Raw genomic sequence first — 23,460 nt, 5'->3', positions numbered from 1 at the left:
AATCCCCTTATCGGGGGTAGCTTTTGTAAACGTTAATGAATTCAACAATTAAAACTGTTTTCTATACTACTATAATTCCTTTCCTATATGCTTTTCTTTAAATTCTTTTAAAGCATTAAAAGAATAATTTTTCCAAAGAACTGGACATCCACCATAGCATATATTTATATGTTTACAATTAACACAATCCTCTGATGGCAATCTACGTATTTCATCCATTGTTTCTTTGTATTTATCATTTTCGATTAACTTTAAAAAGCCCTCATATGATGAGAAGTCTTTGCCAAATTTAGCCATTTTTTTATATATGTACATATCACATGGCAATAATTCCATTTTTGTATTAAATGTAACTGCATTTTTCAAATGTATTTGACATGGTGATGCGAGCCTACCCCTTAAAGTTTGTAATTGATCATCTGTATACATACATATAGGAAAACTATATTCAATCCACCAATCATTTGTAATTGAATTTAATTCATCAATTTTTGATATAAAATTACTTACTAACTTTATCGGGTTATTATTTTTCAGATATACTAAATCTCTTTCATCAACGCCATAATCATTATCAATAATAAATGTAAATGAAAACTGCTTTGCACCATTATTTTTAGCCTTTCTAACAGCTTCACAAATTGAATCAATATTATTTGATGTTATAACCATTGAACATGTAAAATCAATTTCTAATGATGACAAATTACTAATGGCTTGACATTGCTCATTATAGCCATCATACCCGGTAACTTCACACCATTCTGCAGATTTATTTCCTTTCATAGATATATCAATATACCCAATGCCACTTTCAATCAAGTCTCTACATAAACCAATATTCTTAAGTAGAATACCATTTGTAGCAACTGCAGTTAATATTTTATGAGACTTTGATTTAATATATTTTAAAATATCTACAAGATATGGATATGTAAGTGGTTCTCCTCCGGTAAAAAAAATGTACTTGACTTCTGCTTCACAGCAAAAGTCAACAATACTTTTTAAATCATCATACTTTATCATATCATTATGTGCATAGCCAGCACTCTTAGCATAGCAAAAATTACAACGCAAATTACAATCTTTTGTTAATACCACCGAACATTGATCTATAATACCTTCTGTATACATATATCCTCCTATTATACACAAAACATAATTTTCCTTATGTAAGCTTAATTAAATCATACAATGACGAATTTTTATTATTGAATACTTTCTCAGGCTGACCGCTAGCAATAATTTTTCCGCCTTCTTTACCACTTTTTAATCCAAAATCAATAATATAATCTGCAACTCTGGCAATAAACTCAATATTATGTTCAATAATTATTACAGTATCTTGACTTTGTTGCAGTGAATATAAAATCTTAATAAATCTATTTATATCTAAATCATTTAATCCGGATGTAGGTTCATCCAAAACATATAAGTTCTTACCATGATGTGAAGAACTTAATGCCTTTGCCAATTTTATTCTCTGTGCCTCTCCACCAGACAAATTCATAGACATTTGTCCTAATTTCAAATATCCAAGTCCCAATTCAATCATACTATTTAGAGTATTATAAATTTTTTTATTTTCACTAAATATATTAATAATAATATAAATAGGTGTCTCTAAAATATCATAAATATTTTTTCCGCTATAACTGATAGAAAGAACTTCTTCATTAAATCTTTTTCCTTCACATTCAGGACATTTAATATATGAGCTGGGTAAATAATTTAATTCTATCTTTTGTAGTCCTGTACCTTGACAACACTCACAACGTCCACCCTTAATATTCATACTAAATTGATTAGCTCCAATTTTCATATGTCTAGCTTTTTCTGTTCCTGACAATAATTTACGAATTTCATCAAATATTTCTAAATAAGAAACTACAGTCGATCTGGGAGTTTTTCCAATTGGACTTTGATCAACTTGTATAATTCGCCTAATATTATCACCACCCTCAAGAGTACCATAAGTATTGTCATATCTTCTAGAAAAACACTTTACAACAACTGATGCCAGTGTTGATTTCCCGGAACCGGAAACACCGGTTATACATGTTACTTTCCCCATTGGAAAACTGGCATTCTGTTTATGTATATTTCTAAAATTTATATTTTTAATATTAAAACAATCTAACTTTTCAGATATCTTTTTGAATTCTAACCTATATCTAATACCCTCTGAAACACCTGATTTTTTAATTAAGTATCCTCCATCCGGACCACCAACAGGACCAAGTTCTATTATATTGTCTGAAGAACCTATATATTGTTTATTATGCTCTATCGCAATTACAGTATTTTCACGATTAATCAAATTCCTAGTTGCCATTATAATCTTGGGGACATCTCTATAATGTAGTCCTTTACAAGGTTCATCTAAAATATATATTAAACATTTTAATGAACATGTAAGTTGTGTGGCAATTCTAACTCTCTGTCTCTCTCCATCTGATAAAGTTGGAATTGATCTCTTCAAACACAGATAACCAATACCAAGTTCTATTAGTGCATCCAATTTAAAAAGAATACTGTCTTTAATTTGTTTGATTAAATATGTCTTTGACAAAGGAATTCTATCATCTTTAAAACTTCTGACCCATGAACTCAATGATGTCAACTCCATACTTTCCACATCATTATAGTCAAATTCACCAACCTTATATTCCAATATTTCCTTTTTAAATCTAGAACCACAACATACATGACATGTGATCTCTTCCATATACTTATTATATGCTCCTGAAGATACTGATGGCTCTGAACCTGACATTCTACTCAATATATCCGGTATAGCTCCTCTAAGCATTACATAATGCTGTTTTCTTTTTTTACCAACCTTGTACACTAACTTATACCTTATCTGATCATCAGAATACAGCAATTTATAAGCTTCGTCATTGCTAAGTTCAGAAAATTTTTTGTCTATATCAATATTATAATGTTCGCATAATGCTTGTAGAATTTTTTGTTCCTTACCATCTGATGGTCCTTTAAAATATAGAATTGCTCCATCTCTTAATGTAACATTACGATCAGGCACTAAAAGAGACTCTGATACAACTGTCTCTACACCTAATCCAGAACAGTTATAACAAAATGAATTAGGATTATTTGCAGAAAATGTTTTTTCAGAAACCGTATCAATCTGATTATTATTCACGAGAGCAAACAATGACCTAATATAATAGGATATTTCTGTAGTAGTTCCAATGGTAGACCTGGGATTAACATTGTAGCAGTTTTGAGAAATATTTATAGTTGGCCGTAGATTTTCTATTGATCCTACATGTGGTTTATCCATCAATTTTTGCCCATAAATATTTCCGGTCATTCCTTCAAGAAACGCTCTCTGGCTTTCCGCATATATTGTATCAAATACTAATGAAGATTTCCCACATCCGGAGCAACCCGTAACACAGGTAAACTTATCGAGTGGAATTTCTAAATTTAGATGTTTTAAATTATTTTCATATGCATTTTTAACTATTATTTTTTCCATAACAACTTATATAACCTCTATATTTAAATATACTAATACCTATCCACAATCAGCATTTTCATTATTACACTCAAGTAGAGTCTTATCTACTTTAACATGAGTTAATGCTGCTACCTTACAGCGATACTCACTAATTTCAAACGGATTTCCATCCAAATTTTCATTTGAATTCCACATCATACAGACCGTACAATATCCTCTATCCTTACAATAGGTACATTTTAAAAATCGCTCTCTCTTTATATTTCTTAGTTCTTGTATCTTTTTAGAAGTCTCCCAGATTTCCTTAACACTTTGACAATTCAAATCTCCTATTAAATTGTTTTGCCATCCCTCACATGGATAAACTTTTCCATGTGTTGTCACACAAAAACTATATCTACAAATAGAGCATATGGGATCATCCTCTGTCAGTTTCTCTTTATATTTGGCTGTTTTATAGATTTCATTAGCATATCCCTCCTGCATTTGCATACTTAATATATTATCTATATCTTCTAATGTTAAGCGGTTCTCAAGATTATTACCTGAGTGATCATATGCAGCAAATATCATTGGTTCTATAGACACAGCAATATTATGTGACCATCCCCAATGAAGGACATCAACACAAGTTTCTTTGTTCTGCTTAATAATAGGACAAGAGATTTGCACAGGTACCCCCTCATCACATAATCTAAGAATTCCATACCGTGTTTTTTCAAAACTTCCGTTTAGTTTTGTTATAGAATCATGTACAGAAGCATCCATTGAATATAACGATGCTTGGACTGAGAGAAGTGGATTTTTTTTCATTTCTTCTATTATATCTTCTGTTAACAAAGTTAAATTTGATAATACATTTACAGACAACTCAACTTCCCTACATTTTTTTAAAAAGTCTAAGATATCTTTATGAATAAGTGGTTCTCCACCAGATAATGTAATATGTATAATATTCATATTCAATCCCTCTTCTATAATTCTATAAAATAGGGTTGGGTCAATTATACTGTTTTTACATTCATTTGGAATATAACAATGAACACAACGTTCATTGCACTCATCCGCTACTTCAATGTGAATGCTTCTAAGTAGTTCATTTTGATTTATGTCACTACTCATGCATTCAATTCCCATATAACCAACCTTTAATTGACCATCATTGAGTTCATCAAAATATTTATCATTGCAACTCTCCATAGTTTCTCCATACACTAGGAACCCTTCATATGCAAATATATCAAAAAATTCTATTGTATCCTTTTTTAATACCTCATATTCAACTCCTGTAAAAATTTGTGATAACTCATCAAGTATTTCATCTATATTCCGGGGTACCTTTTTCAATAAACTTAGCATTAAAGCACCACTGGCAGAAACATATCTTTCACCCGGATATTTCCGCTTATCATTCAACATGCGATATCCATATTCTGAATTATCTGTAATGTATCCATAATCATTATATTCTCTAAATAATACATTATCTCTAATTTTATAATACATACCACTCAGTTCCCTTGTCTAATATACTTTTTTTAAATTTACATATGACCAAACAAAAAGGGTGCAAAAGCAATAGTGCTTTCCACCCTTTACTCAAATATAATGGTAATCTTTAAGACTTAACACCGCTAGGTCTTCCGCATGGACCACCACCACATTTTGCTGTATTTACAGCTATGGTACTAATAACTGTTGGTTTTTCGTACTTCATAATTATGTCTCCTTCCTATATTCTAATACGTTTTACTAAAAACGTACATTTTAACTGTACTTATGTTATCACAAGCAATGACGAAGTGTCAATGATTTTCTATATACCACAGTAGTAATTTAACAACAATTTTAGAGCGATTCATTTATAATAAACAACATTTTTACCTTGTATTTAATAAGCCATTATACAATTAAAGAGGCTACCTTACTATGTGTAACCTCTCTTATCATATATTCAAAATATAATCTAAATAAAATATAATTTTTTATCCTTCATTACCTTCCACATCATCTGTATCAGACTTGGAAATGTCTCCCTCTGCCACATCATCTGCATTCTCATCTTTAGAATCCTCTGCATCATTTTCTGAAGGCTCTTCTTTATCAGATTCAAATTCGTCAGACTTATATTCGTCGGACTCAACTTCATTAGATTCATCTTCATCTGTCTCTTCTTTAGAAGTTTCTTCATTTAAATCTTCCTTAGAATCTTCTTCCTTCTTAACTTCCATCTCATGTGCTTTTTCTTCCTGCTCAAGGGCTTCCTTTGCATCGGCTATCAGCTCGTCCTTGATATCAAGAAGTGCAGGATCGTCCTCACTTAGGATTATTTCATCATCTTCACCTATGAACTCATCTGTATTCAGAGTTACGTTTCTGTATCTCTTCATACCTGTACCCGCAGGTATCAGCTTACCGATAAGTACATTTTCCTTAAGTCCGATAAGATGATCAACCTTACCGTTTATGGCCGCTTCTGTAAGAACTTTGGTAGTCTCCTGGAATGATGCCGCTGAAAGGAAGGAGTCTGTAGCAAGTGATGCCTTGGTAATACCGAGCATTACCTGCTTGCCGTCTGCGGGAGTCTTGCCCTCCGCTATAAGCTTCTCATTCATATCATTGTACTCCAGAACATCCATAGAATTTCCCGGAAGCACATCCGCATCATTGTTCTCTTCTATTCTCACCTTTTTAAGCATCTGACGAACGATAACCTCAATATGCTTATCATTGATCTCAACACCTTGAAGTCTGTATACTCTTTGAACCTCACGAAGCATATAATCCTGAACGGCACGAACTCCCTTAATCTTCAGGATATCATGTGGATTCACACTACCTTCTGTAAGTTCATCACCCGCCTCAAGTATATCTCCGTTTGATACCTTTATTCTTGAGCCGTATGGTATAAGGTAGGTCTTTGACTCACCTGTTTCATTGTTTGTAACAATGATTTCACGCTTTTTCTTGGTATCCTTAAGCTCCACAACACCGCCGAACTCTGTGATAATTGCAAGACCCTTAGGTTTTCTTGCCTCGAAAAGTTCCTCAACTCTTGGAAGACCCTGTGTGATATCACCGCCGGCAACACCGCCGGTATGGAAAGTACGCATAGTAAGCTGTGTACCCGGCTCACCGATAGACTGTGCGGCAATGATGCCTACCGCCTCACCTACCTGTACCGCCTGTCCTGTTGCCATGTTCGCACCGTAACATTTGGCACAGATACCTGTATGTGACTTACATGAAAGTATGGTTCTTATCTTTACACTGTCTCTGTTAAGCTTCTCCAGTACCTTCATCACCGCCGCCGCTCTCTTTGGAGTACACATGTGATTTTCTTTAATCACTATCTCACCGCTGTCAGGATCTGTAATTGTTTCCGCAATATATCTACCTGTAATTCTCTCCTCAAGGCTCTCTATAACTTCCTTGCCGTCTGAGAATGCTTTGATTTCCATATATGGTATCTCTTTGCCCTCACAGCAGTCTGTTTCACGAACTATTAAGTCCTGTGAAACATCTACAAGTCTTCTTGTAAGATATCCTGAATCGGCTGTACGAAGAGCGGTATCTGAAAGTCCCTTTCTTGCACCATGGGCTGAGATAAAGTACTCCAAAACATCAAGACCTTCTCTGAAGTTTGACTTGATAGGAAGCTCGATAGTATGTCCTGTTGTATCCGCCATAAGACCGCGCATACCTGCAAGCTGCTTTATCTGCTTATCTGAACCTCTCGCTCCCGAGTCGGCCATCATAAAGATATTGTTGTAGGCATCCAGTCCGTCAAGCAGATCCTTTGTAAGCTGCTTATCCGTAGTATCCCATGTCTTTATAACTTCCTTATATCTTTCCTCTTCTGTGATAAATCCACGGGCAAAGTTCTTTGAGATCCTGTCTACTGTAGCCTGCGCACTCTTTATAAGCTCAGGTTTACTTGCCGGCACTGTCATATCTGAAATGGAAACAGTCATAGAGGCAATAGTTGAATACTTATATCCGATTGCCTTTATGTCATCAAGCACTTCCGCCGTCCTTGAAAGTCCATGCACATTTATAACCTTTTCAAGGATCTGCTTACATTGCTTTTTCTTTACAAGGAAATCAATCTCAAGCTTTAACTCGTTTCCCGGGATACTTCTGTCTACAAATCCAAGATCCTGAGGTATTATCTCATTGAATAAAAGTCTGCCCACTGTAGAATCTACAATCTCAGATAAAACTTCTCCGTTTTCAAGTTCCTTTGTCATTCTTACCTTTATCTTTGAATGTAATGTAACAATCTTGTTGTCATAAGCAAGTATCGCCTCATTTACACTCTTAAAGAACTTACCTTCTCCCTTTGCACCGGGTCTTTCCTGTGTAAGATAATAAATGCCAAGTACCATATCCTGTGAAGGTACGGCAACCGGACCGCCGTCTGAAGGCTTTAGGAGGTTATTCGGTGAAAGAAGTAAGAATCTGCACTCCGCCTGTGCCTCAACCGAAAGCGGAAGATGGACAGCCATCTGATCTCCGTCAAAGTCGGCATTGAAGGCTGTACATACAAGAGGATGAAGCTTTATAGCCTTACCTTCTACAAGTACAGGCTCAAATGCCTGAATACCGAGTCTGTGAAGTGTAGGTGCTCTGTTTAACATTACAGGATGTTCTTTGATAACCTCCTCCAAGATATCCCATACTTCAGTCTGCATTCTCTCAACCATCTTTTTGGCGGATTTTATATTGTGAGCGGTACCCTTTTCTACCAATTCCTTCATTACAAAAGGTTTAAAAAGCTCTATAGCCATTTCCTTCGGCAGACCGCACTGATAAATCTTCAGTTCAGGTCCTACCACAATAACGGATCTTCCCGAGTAGTCAACACGTTTTCCAAGCAGGTTTTGACGGAAACGTCCCTGCTTACCCTTTAACATATCTGAAAGTGATTTTAAGGCTCTGTTTCCGGGGCCTGTTACAGGTCTTCCTCTTCTGCCGTTATCTATAAGAGCATCTACAGCCTCCTGTAACATTCTCTTTTCATTTCTGATAATGATATCAGGGGCACCAAGCTCTAAAAGTCTTGCCAGACGGTTATTTCTGTTTATAATTCTTCTGTAGAGATCATTAAGGTCGCTTGTAGCAAATCTGCCGCCGTCAAGCTGCACCATAGGTCTGATATCAGGCGGTATTACAGGCACATTTGTAAGTATCATCCACTCAGGCTTATTTCCGGAGCTTCTGAATGCCTCCACTACATCAAGTCTTTTTATTATCTTGGCTCTCTTTTGTCCTGTTGCATCTACCAATGCTTCTTTCAGTTCTTCAGACTCTTTGTCAAGGTCAATATTTCTAAGTATTTCAAGTATACTCTCCGCACCCATGCCTGCTCTAAATGAGCCGTATCCATAGTTTTCAATTGCATCTCTGTATTCTCTTTCTGAAAGCACCTGCTTATAGTTGAGGGCTGTATCCCCTCCGTCAAGTACTATATATGATGCGAAGTACAATACCTTCTCCAAGATACGGGGTGCTATATCCATAATAAGACCCATTCTTGAAGGAATACCCTTAAAGTACCAGATATGTGATACCGGAGCTGCAAGCTTTATATGACCCATACGCTCTCTACGTACACTGGACTTTGTTACTTCTACGCCACATCTGTCACAGACTGTACCTTTGTAGCGTATTTTCTTGTATTTACCACAATGACATTCCCAATCCTTGCTTGGTCCGAATATTCTCTCACAGAACAGGCCGTCTCTCTCAGGCTTTAATGTCCTATAGTTGATAGTCTCAGGCTTTGTAACCTCACCATGAGACCACTGTAGTATTTTTTCAGGAGAAGCCAAACCAATCTTGATTGCATCAAAGGAAATTGGTTGATAAGCATCATTGTTTTCCGGCATAAAATTTGCTCCCTTCTATAATAAAACGATAAATCGACTTCATTGATATTTGTACTGTCCCGGGTTACAACCAAGGACAGTTTTTAAAATATTCACTGTAAAGATTACTCATCAAAGTTATCCGTATCATCAAAGTTATCTGCATCATCAAAATTATCTGTATCATCAAATGAATCTTCGCTATATGAGGAATCATCATAGGATGAATCATCCTCTGAATCTGTCTCACCGTTATAGTCAGCATCTACATTTTCAGATAACTCGTTTTGCTCATCAACTGATACAAACTCTCCATCTTTTACCACCTGCTCACTATATCCTGCATCTTTGAACTCTTCTTTTCCATGTCGTCTGCTCTCACCCTCTATAATAGAGTGGATACTTAAGTCGGCATACTCTGTATTTTCCTTAAGTTCTACCTCTTCACCGTTCTCGCCCAGAACGCTTATATCAAGTCCAAGTGATTGAAGCTCTTTTAAAAGCACCTTAAATGACTCCGGAATACCTGCATCAGGTATATTCTCACCCTTGATAACAGCCTCATAAGTCTTTACACGACCTGTAACATCATCAGACTTTACAGTCAAAATCTCCTGTAAGGTATATGAAGCACCGTATGCCTCAAGTGCCCAAACCTCCATCTCTCCGAATCTCTGACCGCCAAACTGTGCTTTACCTCCAAGAGGCTGCTGTGTTACCAGTGAGTAAGGACCTGTTGATCTGGCATGTATCTTATCATCTACCATGTGGTGAAGCTTAAGATAATGCATGTGACCTATTGTAACGGGACTGTCAAAGTATTCTCCGGTTCTACCGTCACGAAGTCTTACTTTACCGTCTCTTGAAAGCGGAACACCTTCCCAAAGCTTTCTGTTTTCAAGATGTGAACCGAGATATTCCACAACACCCGGATCAAGTACATCCTTATATTTATCCTTGAAATCGTCCCAATCACCGTTTACATAGTCATTTGCAACCTCAAGCATATCCATGATATCATTCTCGTTTGCACCGTCAAATACAGGAGTGGCAACATTAAAGCCAAGCGCCTTTGCGGCAAGTGAGAGATGAATCTCAAGTACCTGTCCGATATTCATACGTGAAGGCACACCCAATGGATTAAGCACTATATCAAGCGGTCTTCCGTTCGGAAGGAAAGGCATATCTTCTACAGGCAATACTCTGGAAACAACACCCTTGTTACCATGACGACCCGCCATCTTGTCACCGACTGAAATTTTTCTCTTTTGTGCTATATAAATTCTTACATTCTGTGTAACACCTGGAGCCAGTTCATCTCCCGCTTCTCTTGTAAATACCTTGGCATCCACTACCACACCGTAAGCACCATGCGGCACCTTAAGTGATGTGTCTCTTACCTCTCTTGCTTTCTCACCGAAGATTGCACGAAGCAGTCTTTCTTCCGCTGTAAGCTCAGTCTCTCCTTTCGGAGTAACCTTTCCTACCAAAATATCACCGGCTCTTACTTCCGCACCGATTCTGATAATACCTCTCTCATCCAAATCTTTAAGCGCATCATCACCTACACCCGGAACATCTCTTGTAATCTCTTCCGGTCCTAGCTTTGTTTCTCTTGCGGCACATTCATATTCCTCGATATGAATGGATGTATATACATCATATTCTACAAGTCTCTCACTTAAAAGTACGGCATCCTCGTAATTATATCCTTCCCATGTCATAAATCCGATAAGAGGATTCTTTCCGAGAGCTATCTCACCGTTATATGTTGAAGCACCGTCTGCAATAACCTCGCCGGCATTTACATGATTACCCTTAAATACTATAGGTTTTTGATTATATGAGTTTGACTGGTTACTTCTTGCAAACTTTATAAGCTTATATGTATCAAGTACCGCATCATCATCTCTCTTTATTACTATTTTATCCGATGAACATTCCGTCACCGTTCCTGAATTCTTTGCAACTACACATACACCCGAGTCAACCGCAGCCTTTGTCTCCATACCGGTACCGACTACGGGGGCATCCGTAATCATAAGCGGTACAGCCTGTCTTTGCATGTTTGATCCCATAAGAGCACGGTTGGCATCATCATTTTCGAGGAAAGGTATCATACTTGTAGCCACTGAGAATACCATTCTGGGAGATACATCCATCAAGTCGATATTCTTCTTTGCAAACTCTGAAGTCTCATCACGGTAACGACCTGATACATTATTACGTACAAAATGTCCCTCTGCATCAAGCGGCTCATTCGCCTGTGCTACCGTAAAATTATCCTCTTCATCCGCAGTCAGATATATAACATTATCTGTTACTACCGGATTTGAAGGGTCTGTAGACTTATCCACCACACGATAAGGAGCCTCTACAAATCCGTACTCATTCACTCTTGCAAAACTTGCAAGTGAGTTTATAAGTCCGATATTGGGTCCTTCAGGAGTCTCTATAGGACACATTCTGCCATAATGTGTATAGTGAACATCTCGAACCTCAAATCCTGCTCTCTCTCTTGAAAGACCGCCCGGTCCCAAGGCTGAAAGCCTTCTCTTATGTGTAAGTTCCGAAAGCGGATTGTTTTGATCCATAAACTGGCTAAGCTGTGAACTTCCGAAGAATTCTTTAACTGCCGCCGTTACAGGTTTTATATTTATAAGTGATTGAGGTGTAATAGAATCAATATCCTGAGTAGTCATTCTCTCTCTTACAACTCTTTCCATTCTTGTAAGACCGATACGATACTGATTCTGTAACAACTCACCCACCGCTCTTATTCTTCTGTTTCCTAAGTGGTCGATATCATCCTTGTTGCCGATATGCTCTTCTATATGCATGTTATAGTTTACTGTAGCAAAGATATCTTCCTTTGTAATATGCTTCGGTATAAGTTCATTTACATTCTTTTCAATCGCCTTTATAAGCTCTTCACCTTTATTTTCTTCAATAAGCTTTTTAAGTACAGGGTAATATACCTGTTCGGTAATACCTATTGACTTAGGGTCTGTAAGCTCAGGCACATAGCTTTCAATATCCACCATTAAGTTTGAAAGAACTTTAACTTCTCTCTCCACTCCATGTATCCACACTGCGGGAATTGCGGCATTTTGAATAGCTGTAGCAATATCCGCATCCACTACAATCTCGGCCTGTGCTATTATCTCACCTGTATTCTCATCCACTACATCTCTTGACAATGTATGTCCCTTGATTCTGTTCTTGAAGTGAAGTTTTTTATTAAACTTATATCTTCCCACCTTTGCCAAATCATATCTTCTGGCATCAAAAAACATTGATCTGAGCAGACTCTCTGCACTGTCTACCGAAAGCGGCTCTCCCGGTCTTATCTTTTTATACAGCTCCAAAAGACCGTCCTGATAATTTTCAGAAGGATCCTTTGCAAAACTTGCCATAATCTTGGGTTCTTCTCCGAACATATCTGTAATCTGTGTATTTGTTCCAAGACCGAATGCACGCAAAAGTACTGTAATAGGTACTTTTCTTGTTCTGTCAACTCTTGCATAGAAAATATCATTTGAGTCTGTTTCATATTCAAGCCATGCACCCCTGTTCGGTATGACCTGACACATAAACAGTTCTTTACCTATTTTGTCATGTTCTATTGTATAGTAAATACCGGGTGAACGAACCAACTGACTGACTATAACTCTCTCCGCACCGTTTATTACAAATGATCCTGTATCGGTCATCAGCGGTAAATCCCCTAAAAAGATTTCATGCTCGTTTATCTCGTCCTTATCTTTGTTTATAAGTCTGATTTTCACCTTTAACGGAGCTGCATATGTCGTGTCTCTGTCTTTACACTCTTCTATTGAATATTTAACTTCATCTCTTGCCAACTTGAAATTGACAAAATCGAGGCTAAAATGTCCTGCAAAATCTTCTATAGGAAATATATCTCTAAAAACTTCTTTTAGACCTGCATCCAGGAACCACTGATATGAGTTTTTTTGTATCTCTATCAAGTTCGGCATTTCCAGAACTTCTTTTTGTGTTTGGAAGCTCATCCTCATGCTCTTTCCGGAAGTTATCGGACGCATCTTGCTTCTATCCATTGACGTTTCACCCCTGTATATTTTTCTGGTATGAATTTAGATTTTTCTATGATATAATAGAAAAGTCATTTCATTTAGTTTAGCCTTTTGGCAAGTTACATTATCTGAACACCTATCAAAGGGCATAAAAATCCCTACAATAGTGCAACTTTCATCTTACAAAAAAACACAACATCTGTCAATCCCAAACATTTGTTCTTTATTGTATTTAAAAATGCCGACCCCTCACGGAGCCGACATCTCTTTATAAGCTTTATCTGTTTGCATTAGATGAAGTGGCAGTTTCAAAAGCACTTAAATCTCTTCTTGTCCTTCTTGCCCCTGCGCTTGTACCTACTTCAACATTTACTCTGATAGTATCAAAGCTGTCTGATGTTATAACGACCTCATTATTTGCTTGAGTGAATCCGTCAAGCGAAAAGTCAAGATACTGATCATAACCGTAGGCTGAATTTGATGAAATCTTATATGTCGCGGCACTGCCTACAGAATATCCTTTATTGTAGGTAATTCCGTTTACAGTTACTGTTGCATTACCGGCTTTGATTTCCTTCATAAAAGCCCTTAACACATCTGAATTTGAAGCATCAAATGTGATTCTGGCATATCTGTCAAAGAAATTGCTTGTAACCTCTGCGCCCGATACTTCCGGTATAGCTATCTTTGATTCGGTTGTAAAGCTCAAATCTTCTATGCCGTTGCCCTTTAATACGACAGTATCTGCACGCCCTCTAAACTTGGCGGACTTTACATATACAACATTTCCGCTAACTGAAAATGCATCATTACTTAGTATAGATATTCTGCCTTCGGATACATTTACACCGTTTACCGCTACAGCATTCAGCTTTTCTATAAACTCATCAATCTTATTTTGGTCACCCTTTAATGTAATTGCATAAACACTTGCATTATTGTATTTTGCAGGTAACACCTTCTCAATCTCCACAGGGTTTACCGCAGGAACCGGTGTAGGCACTACAGGTGTTACCGCATTTGCAACGGTTCCGTCCGCATTTAATGTAAATGTAAGATCCTCATATCCCTCCGCCTTTACAACAAAGTTATACTTTGCAGAGTTGAACTTTCCGCTCTTTGCTTTAACTGACAGTTCGCTTATCTTACCTCCATATATTGCATTTGAATGTGCTTTAAATTCAAGTGCATCTCCGAATCCGAAGCTGCTTGTTTTTGCATATGCCTCTTCATTTACACTTACTTCCTTTACCGCCTTAAGATATTTTTCAAGTTCTACGGCATCCATACCTTCAAACTTTACTGTAAGCATCTCATAGAAGAATGAGTTTGTCTTGGCACCGGATTTTGCAGTAGGTGCTTTCGCAGCCTCAGTCACTTCGGGAACCGCCGGAGGCAATACCTCCGCTTTTGCCGAAAGACTTACTTTGATATATTTTACAGGATAGTTTCTGTCACTTGACTGTAAGTATATTGTGTATTCTCCCGCATCTTTAAAGAGTCCTCCACGAAGTGTTACCTTACCGTCTGCAACACTGTATACCGAATCCGAACTGTTACCGCCTGCCAAAGCTGATATTACATCTCTCAACATTCCGTCAGGTCCTTGTACTTTTACATTTGCAAGCTTACTTAGGAAATCTCCCTGTTTGGGATCTCCGTCCTTAACAGCCTTTATCACTACAGGTGAACCGGCTTCAAGCTTTTCACTTACATCTGTAAGTACTACATCTTCCACAGTATCTGTAACAGTAAAATCAAGAGTTATCTTCTCATATCCTGTAGCATCAAGTGAAAGAGTATGATTTCCTACTATCGGCTTAATATACTCATTAAATGCATTCTTATAGATTGTAATACTCTTTTTATCGGCACTTATTTCATACTGCTTTAAGTATGAATCATTTCTAAGAGCCGCACTTGAACCGTCCAATACAACGGATTGCAGTTTTTCTATAAAGTCGGTATTATCTGTTGTAAATGTATAACTTTCAGCCTTTGGCTGTATAAGTCCCTCAAATGTAGGTGCCGCCTCTCCCACAATATTTCCATAGCGGTATATTGTACCGAGCTTACCGTTTTCAAGTACATTTTTTACATTACCGACAATATTTCTTGTTGCGGCATCAGATGAGTTTGCATACTCCTCAAATGTAAGGGCTCTTCCTTCAAGTCTTGAATCTTCCTTTGCATCAATAAAATCATCAAGCTTGTACAGCTTTGACTTGTCTTCTCCTACTATTGCCTCCGGAATCTGCTCAAGCCACCACTTCATTACCGCATCGGAATCCTTACTTCTAAGCCCGATTTCATTTAAAACCATTGCATTTGCAAGTAAGTCATAATCATACATAAGGTATGCATTTATCATCATACTTCCGCTTGCACCGGATGTTGCATCCGCACCGCTTCCGCCTGATTTATTTGTGGCACCCGATATTGCATCTGTCTTTTTACCTGAGCTTGCATGGCTTCCTGTACCGTATCCGCCCACAAGAACTGATGTACTTGCAGAGTCTTCTCTGTTTCCTACATGAGTTTTACTTACTGTAGGAGTTGAAACCGCATCCACAGTCTTTGAATCATCATCTGTCAGTGCTGTTTTTGCAGATGAACCGTCACTATTTAAGACTTCAAACTTCTTTATCAGAGTTTTATAACCCTTTGTATATATTGTAACTGTATATACTCCCGGTACATCCGTATATACTTTCCCCGAAGAACTGTCCGTTCCGCTTATATGTACTATATTTCCTATATTGTACCAGCCTGAATATTTCGGCAGATCTGTGGAGGTGCCGTCCGGCTTTGTAAGAGTAACCTTGTACATTACCACACCTGCATCATTTCCAAAGGTGTGATTTTCCTTTTTGTCCACTATCTTGAACCTTACATCTTTTCCAACCTTCGGGTTTGGAGTTGCACTGTCACGGACAACCTTAAAATCGGTATTGCTTACAAGTGATATAGGAAGACTTATCCTGTCACTGCCGTTTGAAGAACCCACACTTACATAGTAGTCTCCCCTGCTTCTTGCATTATTTTGCGGAAGTGGAATATTTATAACACCCACCTTGCCGTACTTGGTTTCTAAAGATGTATTATATACAAGATTTGAGTTTACAATATTATGGTCTTCATTAAGAAGTTTGATATTGTTAAGTCCCTTAAACCAGTTCTCCTGCTCCTCATTCTCAAGCTGAAGCTTTATCTTTATACTTCCGTTTCCTTCACTGTCTATCTCTGTTACAGGAATATAGTACTTTGAAGGAACTGCGGCTACAGCCGAATCAGTCTTCTTTGTCTGCAAAGTAAATGTTGTCTTTGAAGCATTCTTTCTTACTCTTCCCTCATTGTCATAGGTCTCAAGGAAGTAATCAAACTTTGTAACAGGACCGTTTGAAATTACATACTTCGGTGCTTTTACATCAGTTTTTGTAACGGTCTTTTTCTCGCCGCCTGCAAGCGTGATATCCTGTGTATCATTGTCCGCCTTACTTACTATCTGTAGTTCTGACGGATCTTTTACAGTTGAAAGCCACTTCACTACATGGCCTTCATCATCTACCTTAGTCATGCTTGCTGTGACATCCGTGCCGTCCACAAGTACTCTGTAATTATCAATCGTTCCATATTTGAATGTAACTACCACATACTCGCCGAAGTCTGTATTAATATTTTTTGTATAGTTTACATATGCAAATTTGTCACTGTTTGTTTCTACATTACTTAAAGTATCATTTTTACCTGCATTATTATTTACTTCGGTACTTGAAGTTTTATTTTCTGCATCTTTGCTTGCTTCTTTATTTAAAGCTTCATTCCCTGCGTTTTTGCTTGCTTGTGTACTTAAAGTTTTATTTTCCGCATTTTTGCTTTCTTGTATACCTGAAGTTTTATTCTCTGCATCTTTGCTTGCTTCTTTGCTTAAAGCTGCATTCCCTGCGTTTTTATTTTCTTCAGTTCTTAAAGTTTTATTGTCTATATCTTTGCTTTCTTCTTTACTTAAAGCTGTATTCCCTGCGTTTTTGCTTGCTTGTGTACTTAAAGTTTTATTTTCCGCATCTTTGCTTTCTTCTTTGCTTAAAGCTGTATTCCCTGCGTTTTTGCCTGCTTGTGTACTTAAAGTTTTATTTTCTGCTTCTTTGCTTAAAGCTGCACTTTCTGCATTTTTGCTTGCTTGTGTACTTAAAGCCGCTTTATCTACATATTTGCTTTCTTCTTTACCTAAAGCTGTATTCTCTGCGTTTTTACCTGATTCTGCTTTTTTTGCATTGTTGTTATTTACGCTTTCAGTTACGCTTCCTGTACTTCCTTTGCCGCCGCCCCTTTTAGAACCCTTTGAGCTTCCACCTGAACCGCCTTTTGAAGTACCGGTTCCTTTTTTAGCTGTAGAGCTGCCTGTATTTGCACCGTTTGTGTTTAAAGAAGACAATCCTTTTCCTTGTGAAAACATTACTTTGCCGTCTTTTTCCCACTTACCGTCCACATTTACCTTATGTCCGTCAGGCGTAGTGGTATTCACAGATAAGCCTCCGCTTTCAGGATTGAAATAATAGCAATATCCGTCTATCCAATTCCATCCGGTAAGCATCTTTCCTGCCTGTCCGCCTTCGGCTGTACTTAAGAAATACCAATTTCCGTCAGTATCCTGAACCCAACCTGTCTTCATAATACCGGAACCGTCCATGTAATACCAACCGCTTGGGGTCTTTGTCCAACCGACAGCCTTACTTCCATTGTCATTTATATAGCTCCATCCGCTTTGCTCTTTTTTCCATGAGCCGGCAAAAGCAGGCGTAACCTGTGTTGCAGCCATCAATACACTTAATGCACCGACACCTACATTAAAAATAAGCTTTCTTTTCATAAATCTCCTATTACATTCTTTTAGCTACATTCTGTTAGTGGCCACTAACTTTTCTACTTAAATAAAGGAAAGTTGCACGACAAAAAAAGCATTTGAATCATAATCATACTGCAACTATGACTAAATACTCTTACAAAAACACTTCCCTTTGCACTTAAGTACTATATCATTGCTAATGTTAGTCATTGCTAACATTTAAGATTATACTAAAAGGTGAATTTATTTTCAAGTTTTTTCATGTATTTTTTATGTTTTAAAAGTACATAAGTATATACATTATGAAAATTATAATATTTAAAAAAGACAGTTTGCAAACTTATCTGCACATTGTCTTTTTTCTGAAAATTTACTATTCTCCGGTAAATTCAGTATCTATATTTACATGTATATTGTACCTTGGGAATTCCGCTTTCAATATTCTGTTTACATTGTCTATGATTGTTTGCGGTGCAATATCAAAATCTTTTGTAAGATCACAGTATATAGTCATATCTTTTTCATCAATTACTATTCCATGGTAATTAATAATATGTCTTTCATTGTCTTCATAATTTTGCAGTAGTGATTTTATCTTTTTGTATCTCTCATCATTTACATCCACGGCATAGAACCCGAACACCAAGAATACATTATATTTATTATAAATCTTTGTCTGTGCCTCATGAAGTATAGGATACATCTCCCCGATGCTTCTATTGTCCTCTATCTCAACATTGATTGAACCTGTGTAAAAGTCCGGACCGTAATCATTCAGTATAAGATCAAAGCAATTTATAACACCTTCCGTACCCCTTGCTATCTCCTTGATACCTCTGACTATATCTCCGTCCACTCTCTCACCAAGTATTTTCTTTATTGTATCTGACAATATCTCATATGCCGCCTTTAATATAAACAAAGATATAATAATACCGGCTATACCGTCTATTGAAATCTTTGTAAAAATATATACGGCTGTGGAAATAAGTGTCACCACGGAAACTATTGCATCGTTTTTTGCATCTGCACCTGAAGCCTGCAATGCACCTGAATTGTATCTCTTTCCGCTGTTTTCTGTATAAATTCCTAATATTATTTTAGCTACAATTGTTGCAATAATTATTATTATAGTCACAATATTTGTCTTTATCTCTTCATTGTTAAACACCGCCTTAACAGAGCTTATAAAAGACTGAAAACCTGTCAGTAAAACGATACCGCCTATCAGCAGACTTGTCAGATACTCTGTCCTTCCATGCCCGAAGGGATGTTGTCTGTCAGGTGCTTTACTTGCAAGCTTGGTACCTATTATAGTAATAAGTGATGATGACGAATCAGTTATATTATTCAAAGCATCACTGACAAGTGCAATAGAACCTGACAGTATACCAAGTACAGCCTTTAAAATCCCTAAAAACAAATTTGTAATAATACCTACTACAGCTATAAATATTATCTTTTTTCTTCTCTCATTTGCATCTATTCTAAAATTTGATGACGTTACTCTTTCACTCATTTTAATAATGTTTAAATACCTGCTCCTTCCATTATTTAAGTACTTATGATAACACAAAAAAGGATTGTATACAATTGTAAAATCGTATACAATCCACATATATAAGCTTCTTACTTTAAAATCAAAGTAACTTTATAAGTAATCCACCACATCAATATACTGCATCAACAGTTCTTTTTCAGTCTCCACATGCTTTGACAATCTCTGTGCAGCTACGATAGAGAGCCATTTTTGTACATACTGTTTTGCAGTATCCGACTTCTTGCAGTAAATATCCATATACATATCTGCAAGTTCCTTATCTTCAAGAGCAAAAAGCAAATAGGTATTGGCTGCATCCGCCGCCGCATTTCCCTGAGTAGCATGAGACCAATCTATTATGGATATCTCTCCGTCATCTCCTATAAGGACATTGCTCGGATTAAAATCACCATGGCAAATCTTTGTATGTTTTTTCATTCCGTCAAGTCTGGTTAAAAGCTCGTATCTGATAGTTGCACTAAGCTCCTTTAACTCATTTATCTGCCTGCCAAATTTAAGGTTCATTCTGTTAAGAAGAGGTGATGACTTGGAGTTTATATCAAGCTGTATATCAACAAACATATCCATATACTTTCTTATATTTTCCTTGTCGGACTCCATAATCTCTTTTAATGTTTTACCGTTTTTCTTTAACATTATGATAGCCCAGCCGCCATCCATCTCCTCTACGGCAAGCACCTTAGGGACATTAAGACCGGTTTCTTCTATCCTTGCCTGATTAAGTGCCTCATTGAATACATCAGACTTCGGATGTTCCTTACTGAAGGACTTTATAATGCAATCATTGCTTTCATATACTTTCTTATGCTTTCTCTCTAAAATAAGCTTTTTATTTGTTAAATCCATAATGATATCAATCTCCTTTCCAATTTAGATTCACCTATATTATCTGCCGTAATAAGCGTCCAAATACAGCTCTTTAATCTCACTTATAAGCGGATATCTCGGATTTGCCGCAGTACATTGGTCATTAAATGCCTGCTCGCTCATCTCATCCAATGTATCAAGGAAATACTTCTCTTCCACTCCATAGAGAGCTATAGTTTCTTTTACTCCGATAATTCTCTTTAACTCTTCTATTTTATTTATAAAGTTTTCAAATATCTCATCATCATTTTTTCCTGTTACACCACAGTACCTTGCCGCCTCTATATATCTTGCCTTTGCTTTAGGATAGTCATACTGTGGGAATGTTCCCATCTTTGTAGGTACATCTACGGCATTATATCTCATTACTCTTGTAAGTATAACCGCATTTGCAAGTCCATGTGCTATATGATGGAATGCTCCAAGTTTATGTGCCATTGAGTGATTTACTCCAAGGAAAGCATTTGCAAAAGCCATACCTGCAAGACAGGAAGCATCCGCCATCTTCTCTCTTGCAATAGGATCTCCACTTCCGTTCTCATATGCCGAAGGAAGGTAATCAAACACAAGTTTCATTGCTCTTAGAGCAAGTCCGTCCGTATAATCTGTAGCCATTATTGATACATAGGCTTCAAGTGCATGTGTAAGTACATCAATTCCTGATGCCGCTGTAAGTCCCTTCGGCTGATCCATCATATTGTCTACATCCACTATTGCCATATTCGGGAGAATCTCATAGTCTGCTATAGGCCATTTTATTCCTGTATCCGCATCTGTAATAATTGCAAAAGGTGTAACCTCACTACCTGTACCTGATGATGTAGGTACCGCTACAAAGTATGCCTTTTGTCCCATCTTAGGGAAGGTATATACTCTCTTTCTGATATCCATAAAGTCCATAGCCATATCTTCAAAGTTAACTTCAGGATGTTCATACATTACCCACATTATCTTTGCGGCATCCATAGCCGAACCGCCGCCGAGAGCAATGATAACATCAGGCTCAAATGATGTCATTGCCTTTACACCCTCTCTTGCACATTGGAGTGTAGGATCCGGTGTTACATCATAGAAGCAGGTATATCTTATTCCCATCTCATCAAGCTTATTTGTGATAACCTCTGTATATCCGTTCTTGTAAAGGAATGTATCTGTTACAATAAATGCTCTCTTCTTATGCATTATATTTCCAAGCTCATCAAGTGCTACCGGCAGACAGCCTCTCTTAAAGTAAACCTTTTCAGGAGTTCTAAGCCACAACATGTTCTCTCTCCTTTGTGCTACAGTTTTTATATTTATCAAATGCTTTACTCCTACATTCTCAGAAACCGAGTTACCGCCCCATGATCCGCAGCCAAGTGTAAGTGAAGGTGCAAGCTTAAAGTTATATAAATCACCGATACCTCCATGAGCTGCCGGAGTATTTACAAGGATTCTACATGTCTTCATGGCTTTTTCATGTATAGCAAGCTTTTCTTTTTGATTCACATCTATATAGATAGCTGATGTATGTCCATAACCTCCGTCCGCTACAAGTCTTTCAGCCTTTGCTATTGCCTCATCAAAGGTCTTTGCCTTATACATTGCAAGTACCGGAGAAAGCTTCTCATGTGCAAATTCCTCGCTTATATCTACAGACTCCACCTCACCGATAAGTATTTTTGTGTTTTCAGGTACGCTTACACCTGCCATTTCGGCAATCTTAAATGCCGACTGACCTACTATCTTTGCATTTAAAGAACCGCCTATTATGATAGTCTTTCTTACCTTATCAAGTTCATCTTTCTTTAAAAAATAACATCCTCTGTATGCAAATTCTTTTTTTACTTCATTATATATGCTGTCCGGTACGGTAACCGACTGCTCGGAAGCACATATCATACCGTTATCAAAAGTCTTTGAATGTATTATTGAATTTACAGCCATCTTGATATCGGCAGTCTCATCAATAATTACCGGAGTATTACCTGCACCTACGCCTATTGCAGGCTTTCCTGATGAGTAAGCCGACTTCACCATTCCCGGACCTCCTGTTGCAAGTATTATATCAGCCTCATGCATTACCTCATTTGTAAGTTCAAGTGAGGGTACATCTATCCATCCTATTATTCCCTTTGGAGCACCTGCTTCTACCGCTTTTTCCAAAAGCATTTTAGCAGTATAGTTTGTACAGTCCTTTGCTCTTGGGTGTGGGCTTATTATAATGGCATTTCTGGTTTTAAGTGCCAGAAGTATTTTAAATATAGCTGTAGATGTCGGATTGGTTGTCGGAATTACAGCAGCTATAACACCTATAGGCTCCGCAATTTTCTTTATTCCGAATATCTTGTCCTCTTCAATCACTCCGCAGGTCTTGGTATCCTTATAAGCATTGTAAATATACTCTGCCGCATAATGATTTTTGATAACCTTATCCTCTAAAACTCCCATTCCGGTCTCTTCCACCGCCATCTTTGCAAGCAAGAATCTTGCTTTATTTGCAGCCATAGCCACCTCATAAAAAATCTTATCAACCTGTTCCTGGCTGTAGCTTGCAAATTCTCTCTGCGCCTCTCTCAGCTCTTTCATCTTAATGCTTAAGTTATCAATACTGTCAACAATAAAATTCTTATCTGCCATACTTCCTCCGACATAATAAAACAAATATTTCGTTATTTTTTTAACATACTTATATAATACAGTATTGTTATTTTTTTGTCAATATAATATTCTTATTTTTATTTTATCTTTTAAGTTTCTAAATAATACTATAGCTTCTTTAGAAAAGATGTCTT

Annotated in this window: 9 protein-coding genes; all 9 read right to left on the bottom strand. The window is 37.2% G+C overall.

The window, feature by feature from the left end:
• Window positions 1-69: 69 nt before the first annotated feature.
• The 9 genes from HMPREF0381_RS04370 to adhE all read right to left on the bottom strand — a co-directional run bounded on the left by HMPREF0381_RS04370 (window position 70) and on the right by adhE (window position 23,305).
• A complete protein-coding gene (locus tag HMPREF0381_RS04370) occupies window positions 70-1,134 on the bottom strand; it encodes a radical SAM/SPASM domain-containing protein (protein WP_008750676.1) in 1,065 nt (354 codons plus the stop codon).
• A gap of 34 nt (window positions 1,135-1,168) precedes the next feature.
• The gene (locus HMPREF0381_RS04365; protein WP_008750675.1) at window positions 1,169-3,505 is read right to left on the bottom strand and encodes an ATP-binding cassette domain-containing protein; all 2,337 of its coding nucleotides are present in this window, start codon (window positions 3,503-3,505) and stop codon (window positions 1,169-1,171) included.
• Between the two features lie 39 nt (window positions 3,506-3,544).
• Entirely contained in the window at window positions 3,545-4,993 is a 1,449-nt protein-coding gene (locus HMPREF0381_RS04360) for a radical SAM protein (protein WP_008750674.1), read from the bottom strand.
• Window positions 4,994-5,472: 479 nt separating this feature from the next.
• Window positions 5,473-9,378, bottom strand: a complete 3,906-nt coding sequence (rpoC, locus tag HMPREF0381_RS04355) for a DNA-directed RNA polymerase subunit beta' (protein WP_008750673.1) — start codon at window positions 9,376-9,378, stop codon at window positions 5,473-5,475.
• A 104-nt stretch (window positions 9,379-9,482) separates the two neighbouring features.
• On the bottom strand, window positions 9,483-13,436 hold the full coding sequence (gene rpoB / locus HMPREF0381_RS04350) for a DNA-directed RNA polymerase subunit beta (protein ID WP_008750672.1): 3,954 nt from the start codon (window positions 13,434-13,436) through the stop codon (window positions 9,483-9,485).
• 253 nt (window positions 13,437-13,689) lie between these two features.
• Complete coding sequence (locus tag HMPREF0381_RS04345) at window positions 13,690-18,282, bottom strand: hemoblobin-interacting domain-containing protein (protein WP_008750671.1); 4,593 nt, start codon at window positions 18,280-18,282, stop codon at window positions 13,690-13,692.
• Window positions 18,283-18,631: 349 nt separating this feature from the next.
• Window positions 18,632-19,777, bottom strand: coding sequence for a cation diffusion facilitator family transporter (locus HMPREF0381_RS04340; protein WP_008750670.1), 1,146 nt, complete (start codon window positions 19,775-19,777; stop codon window positions 18,632-18,634).
• A 132-nt stretch (window positions 19,778-19,909) separates the two neighbouring features.
• The gene (locus tag HMPREF0381_RS04335; protein WP_008750669.1) at window positions 19,910-20,665 is read right to left on the bottom strand and encodes a phosphotransferase; all 756 of its coding nucleotides are present in this window, start codon (window positions 20,663-20,665) and stop codon (window positions 19,910-19,912) included.
• A 39-nt stretch (window positions 20,666-20,704) separates the two neighbouring features.
• Complete coding sequence (gene adhE / locus HMPREF0381_RS04330; RefSeq protein ID WP_008750668.1) at window positions 20,705-23,305, bottom strand: bifunctional acetaldehyde-CoA/alcohol dehydrogenase; 2,601 nt, start codon at window positions 23,303-23,305, stop codon at window positions 20,705-20,707.
• Window positions 23,306-23,460: the final 155 nt, after the last annotated feature.

The sequence above is a fragment of the Lachnoanaerobaculum saburreum DSM 3986 genome (assembly GCF_000185385.1).
Taxonomy (GTDB): domain Bacteria; phylum Bacillota; class Clostridia; order Lachnospirales; family Lachnospiraceae; genus Lachnoanaerobaculum; species Lachnoanaerobaculum saburreum.
This window is presented reverse-complemented; position numbering and strand designations above follow the sequence as displayed.